Origin of the sequence: Pseudomonas sp. NPDC087346 (assembly GCF_044744235.1) — a bacterium.
Taxonomy (GTDB): Bacteria; Pseudomonadota; Gammaproteobacteria; order Pseudomonadales; family Pseudomonadaceae; genus Aquipseudomonas.
In genome coordinates this window covers 1-4,352 of record NZ_JBIUXX010000134.1, presented here as the reverse complement: position 1 = coordinate 4,352, position 4,352 = coordinate 1, and the positions used below count along the sequence as shown (strand labels likewise).

Sequence of the window (4,352 nt, the reverse complement as noted above, 5' to 3'; positions counted from 1 at the left end):
ATCTTTTGATCTTGTTTTGAAGCAAAGTCAAAAGATCGCAGCGTGCCGCAGCTCCTACAGGGATCAGTGTTGATCCTTGTAGGAGCTCACGAGTGAAACGAGGCAGCGATCTTTTGATCTTGTTTTTGAAGCAAAGTCAAAAGATCGCAGCGTGCCGCAGCTCCTACAGGGGTTCTGGGTTGTTCAGATGAGTTCGGATGATTGAATCAGGCCGACCCCGGCTGTCTGCATTCTCTCAATAGCAACCGCCAGCGAACCATCCAGATCAATCGCCCGACTTGCATCCAGCACCACGAACGCATTGAACCCCGCCGAACGCGCATCCAGCGCGGAAAACATCACGCAAAAATCCAGCGCCAGTCCGACCATGTAAACCGTATCGATACCGCGCTCTTTCAAATAACCAGCCAAACCCGTGGTGGTGCTGCGATCAGCCTCCAGAAACGCCGAATAACTGTCGATGTCAGGATTGCAGCCCTTGCGGATAATCAGTTGCGCGTGGGGCAGGTCCAGCCCCGAGTGAAATTCGGCACCCGCTGTGTTTTGCACGCAGTGGTCAGGCCAAAGAGTCTGTTCGCCATAGGGCAGTTGAATCACATCGTAAGGCTTGCGCCCCGGGTGACTGGAGGCGAACGATGCGTGGCCCGCCGGGTGCCAGTCCTGAGCAATCACAACCTGTTTGAACTGACCGGCGAGTTGATTGATCAGCGGCACGATCTGCTCGCCCTCAGGCACAGCAAGTTTGCCACCAGGGATAAAGTCGTTCTGTACGTCGATGACCAGCAATGCACTGCGCGACGAAATTGCCATCGGTGGAATCCTCCTTGGAAAGTCACGTACCCAGCTTAGATCAGCTGGATTCATACTGTTAAACGACTTCTCAACAAGTTCGCCTTGTCTGCCAGTCCCGCCGGCGAGTCATGGCCGATCAGCATCCAGGCATGTTCGCGCTCGGTCCAGTACACCACGTTCATATCGTGCCTGCGCTCATGCGCCAGCGGCTGACTGCCACTGTTCGAGCGGGTGACACACAGTGCCAGAGGCCCGTGCCGGGCATCCAGATAAACGATTTGCGCAATCGGCACGCCGTCATATTCAAGCATTTGCGCACGTTTGAATTCGGCGCCGGGCAGTTTCAACGCCGCGACTGACAGATTCAGGCCCAGGCGCGTATCGACGGTGTGCAACTGCGCACGTTGCGCCGCTTCATCGGCAGGCAAATGCTCAAGGGTTTGCGGCACGTAGAGCGCCATGTAGTCGCTCACCAGCCCGCGCCAATTGTGCGATTGCTGTGTCTGCCAGCCGAGAAACAAGCGGTCAGCCAACACGCCGCCCGCCACCAGCGTTGCCGCCGCCGCGCCGATAAACCAGCGCCGACTGAGGCCCGGGCGTTCAGGTGAGGGGATTGCATCGAGGCGTGCTTGCAGGCGATCGAGTGGCGCCTGTTGCGCCAGTTCGTCGTAGGCGTCTTTATAAGGCAGGTTGCTGCGGCTCAGCCATTGCACGCGCAGACTGAGCAGCGGATCTTCACTGATTGCGCTGTCGAGCCGGGCACGTTGCTCGGGATCGATTTCGCGGTCCAGATACGCCACCAATAGTTCGTCCGAAGGGGTGTTCATGGACGGTCTCCTCCGGTGACTTTCGGCACCGCTTGCAGCGGCGGGTATTCGGCAAGTTTCAGGCGCGCAGTGGCCAGACGGCTCATGACCGTACCGATGGGTACTTGCAGAATCTCGGCAACTTCGCGGTAAGACAGGCCTTCGACATAGGCCAGATACACCGTTTCACGCTGGGTTTCAGGCAGTGCGTCGACCCGGCGGATCACCTGCGCAGCCATCACATGCGTCTGCGCGGCGTATTCTCCGTCGAACGCCAGTTGACCATCGGCATCGACCTGTCCCGAACCCTGACGTACCCGGCGGGCGCGAACTTCGTTGAGCCAGATCGAATGCAGAATGCTCAGCAACCAGCGATCCATGCGCGTGCCGGCGACATATTGCCCGGCCCGTTCCAGTGCGCGCACGCACGTCGCCTGCACCAGATCCTCGGCTACGTGCCGATTGCGCGACAGCAGCAAGCCGTAGCGCCAAAGTCGCGCCAGATGCTGTCCGAGTTCCGCTCTGAATGCCTGATCGCTGACGATGATGGCCTCCGATTATTGATGGTCAGGTTTTCGACGAACCGTCGATGGCTTCCGCCAGGTCCTGGTATTCCTCGCACCCAGTGCCGCAAATCGATTTGATTTGCTGCAACTGCTCCTGCGCCAGATCGACGCGACCTTTGATCACATAGGCCTCGCCGAGGTATTCACGGACTTGCGCATACTGCGGATCGAGTTTCACCGATTGCAGGTAATAGCCAATGCCTTCGTCCGTGCGCCCCAGTTTGCGCGTGGCGTAACCGCGATAATTGAGGGCCTTGGCGGTGTTCGGCTGTTTCAGGGTGTCGAGCAAGGCCAGAGCTTCATCGTATCGACCGTCCTTGGCCAATCTGTAGGCGTAATCGGTGCGATCGGCATCCGGCACTGCGCTACTGGTCTGCAACACGCATTTTTGCGACTTGCTGTCCCAGACCTGGCCTTTCGGGCAATTGGGCTTGGCCGGTGCATCGTCATCGCCATTGGCGAAGGCCAAATGGCTGGACAAGGCAGCCGCCAGCAGCAGCGGGGCGGCGAACATAACGGAACGGATAGTCATGGGCAAGGCTCCAGAGTGAAAGTCGCGTTTCAGTTCAAATCACGTCCCGGCAGCATGCGCCGCAAGGTGTTATCGCGCAGACCATAGTGATGCACCAGCGCCGCAATGGCATGTAACGCCGCCAGAATGATGATGGCCCAGGCCACCTGTTCATGCAGGCCGCCGAACACCGATTTCATGCTTTTATCGAAGCTGATCAGGGTTGGGACATCGAACAGGCCGAAGAAGTTGAAAGGTTCTGCCTGGGCCCAGCGCAACAGGAATCCGAGCACGATCTGGCTCAGCAGCAGCGCATACAGGGCCAGATGTGCGGTTTTCGCCAGAATGTTCAGCGCGCCCTGATTGGCCGCCGGTAAGCGCCGGCCTTTGAGCAACCGCCAGAGCAGCCGACAAACGACGATCACCGCCAACAGAATTCCGCAGGAGATATGCAGCGCCTGTAATTCCTTGCGCAGCGGCGTGCCCTTTGGCAGTTGTTCCCAGATTTGCGCGCAGGCAAACAGGCCAATCACCAGCAGCGCGGTCAGCCAGTGCAGGCTCATGCTCAGGCGGTCGTAACGGACGGGCAGGTCGGTGGAGTCGGTGGTCATATGGCATCCTCATGGTCGATGTACGGTTAACACGCGACGCTGGAGTTTTATTCATTGGTTTGTCAGCGACTGTTCAAGGTAGACACAAAATCTGGCGGTATGCTCGTGGGCGCCCACCGTCGAGTCATCAGGGGAACTGCCATGAAAGATCATGTCCACCATTCTGCCGCCACCGGCTACAAAACCGCCGCCGACACTTACGTCAAAGGCCGGCCGGACTATCCGCCGCAGGTCAGCGAGTGGTTGACCAGGACGCTGGGGCTGGATGGCCACAAGACGGTAATTGATCTGGGGGCCGGTACTGGCAAGTTCACCGGTCGACTGGTTGCGACCGGCGCGCAAGTGATCGCAGTAGAGCCAGTGCCACAAATGCTGGAGAAGTTGTCTGCCGCGTGGCCCGACGTTTTGGCGGTGAACGGCTCGGCGACGGATCTGCCATTGCCCGACGCATCTGTGGACGTGGTGATCTGCGCCCAGGCGTTCCACTGGTTTGCCAGTGCCGAGGCTTTGACAGAAATCGCCCGGGTACTCAGGCCCGGTGGCAAGTTGGGGCTGATTTGGAATCTGCGTGATACGCAGGTCAGTTGGGTGCCCAAGCTTGATGCCATCGTCAATGCGCTGGAGGGCGATACGCCGCGTTATTACACCGGGGCGTGGCGAGAGGCGTTTCCGCATCAGGCGTTCGGGCCATTGCAGGTGCAGCGCTTTCATCATGGGCATACCGGCTCGCCAGAGGATGTGCTGTTCAATCGCGTGCGATCCACCAGTTTTATTGCCGCGCTACCGCAGGCACAGCGTGATGGCGTCGATGAGCAGATTCGGGCGTTGGTAGCGGCTGAGCCGGAGTTGCGTGGGCGGCATGTGTTGACGGTGCCATACGAGACGGCAGCGTTTGTGGCGGTGAAGGGCAGTTAAAATTGCCCACATCCAGCGACAAACACCAACCCCTGTAGGAGCTGCGGCACGCTGCGATCTTTTGATCTTCAAAGTCAAAAGATCGCAGCGTGCCGCAGCTCCTTGTATGTTGCTCCCACACCAATCGAGTGAGTCTAAGCTCGCTGGTGCG

At 58.8% G+C, this 4,352-nt stretch carries 6 protein-coding genes; 1 reads left to right on the top strand and 5 read right to left on the bottom strand.

Going from position 1 to position 4,352, the window contains the following annotated elements; translation table 11 throughout:
- Positions 1-183: 183 nt before the first annotated feature.
- Genes pncA through ACIOZM_RS31265 form a run of 5 tightly spaced genes read right to left on the bottom strand, consistent with a single transcriptional unit; the run spans position 184 to position 3,286 of the window.
- Complete coding sequence (gene pncA, locus ACIOZM_RS31285) at positions 184-810, bottom strand: bifunctional nicotinamidase/pyrazinamidase (RefSeq protein WP_401221445.1); 627 nt, start codon at positions 808-810, stop codon at positions 184-186.
- Positions 811-860: 50 nt separating this feature from the next.
- Complete coding sequence (locus tag ACIOZM_RS31280) at positions 861-1,619, bottom strand: anti-sigma factor family protein (protein ID WP_401221442.1); 759 nt, start codon at positions 1,617-1,619, stop codon at positions 861-863.
- Entirely contained in the window at positions 1,616-2,143 is a 528-nt protein-coding gene (locus ACIOZM_RS31275) for an RNA polymerase sigma factor (RefSeq protein ID WP_401221448.1), read from the bottom strand. Before ACIOZM_RS31275 ends, ACIOZM_RS31280 begins: the two co-directional genes overlap by 4 nt.
- Before the next feature lie 22 nt (positions 2,144-2,165).
- On the bottom strand, positions 2,166-2,696 hold the full coding sequence (locus ACIOZM_RS31270) for a tetratricopeptide repeat protein (protein WP_401221440.1): 531 nt from the start codon (positions 2,694-2,696) through the stop codon (positions 2,166-2,168).
- Between the two features lie 29 nt (positions 2,697-2,725).
- Positions 2,726-3,286, bottom strand: coding sequence for a cytochrome b (locus ACIOZM_RS31265; protein ID WP_401221437.1), 561 nt, complete (start codon positions 3,284-3,286; stop codon positions 2,726-2,728).
- Between the two features lie 141 nt (positions 3,287-3,427).
- On the opposite strand from ACIOZM_RS31265, the gene ACIOZM_RS31260 reads away from it, so the two are divergent.
- Complete coding sequence (locus tag ACIOZM_RS31260; protein ID WP_401221434.1) at positions 3,428-4,201, top strand: class I SAM-dependent methyltransferase; 774 nt, start codon at positions 3,428-3,430, stop codon at positions 4,199-4,201.
- Positions 4,202-4,352: the final 151 nt, after the last annotated feature.

Bases quoted from the DNA above. Each gene is read 5' to 3' on its own strand.
- ACIOZM_RS31270 (WP_401221440.1), bottom strand. From the start codon at position 2,696: ATGACTATCCGTTCCGTTATGTTCGCCGCCCCGCTGCTGCTGGCGGCT.
- pncA (WP_401221445.1), bottom strand. From the start codon at position 810: ATGGCAATTTCGTCGCGCAGTGCATTGCTGGTCATCGACGTACAGAAC.
- ACIOZM_RS31280 (WP_401221442.1), bottom strand. From the start codon at position 1,619: ATGAACACCCCTTCGGACGAACTATTGGTGGCGTATCTGGACCGCGAA.
- ACIOZM_RS31260 (WP_401221434.1), top strand. From the start codon at position 3,428: ATGAAAGATCATGTCCACCATTCTGCCGCCACCGGCTACAAAACCGCC.
- ACIOZM_RS31265 (WP_401221437.1), bottom strand. From the start codon at position 3,286: ATGACCACCGACTCCACCGACCTGCCCGTCCGTTACGACCGCCTGAGC.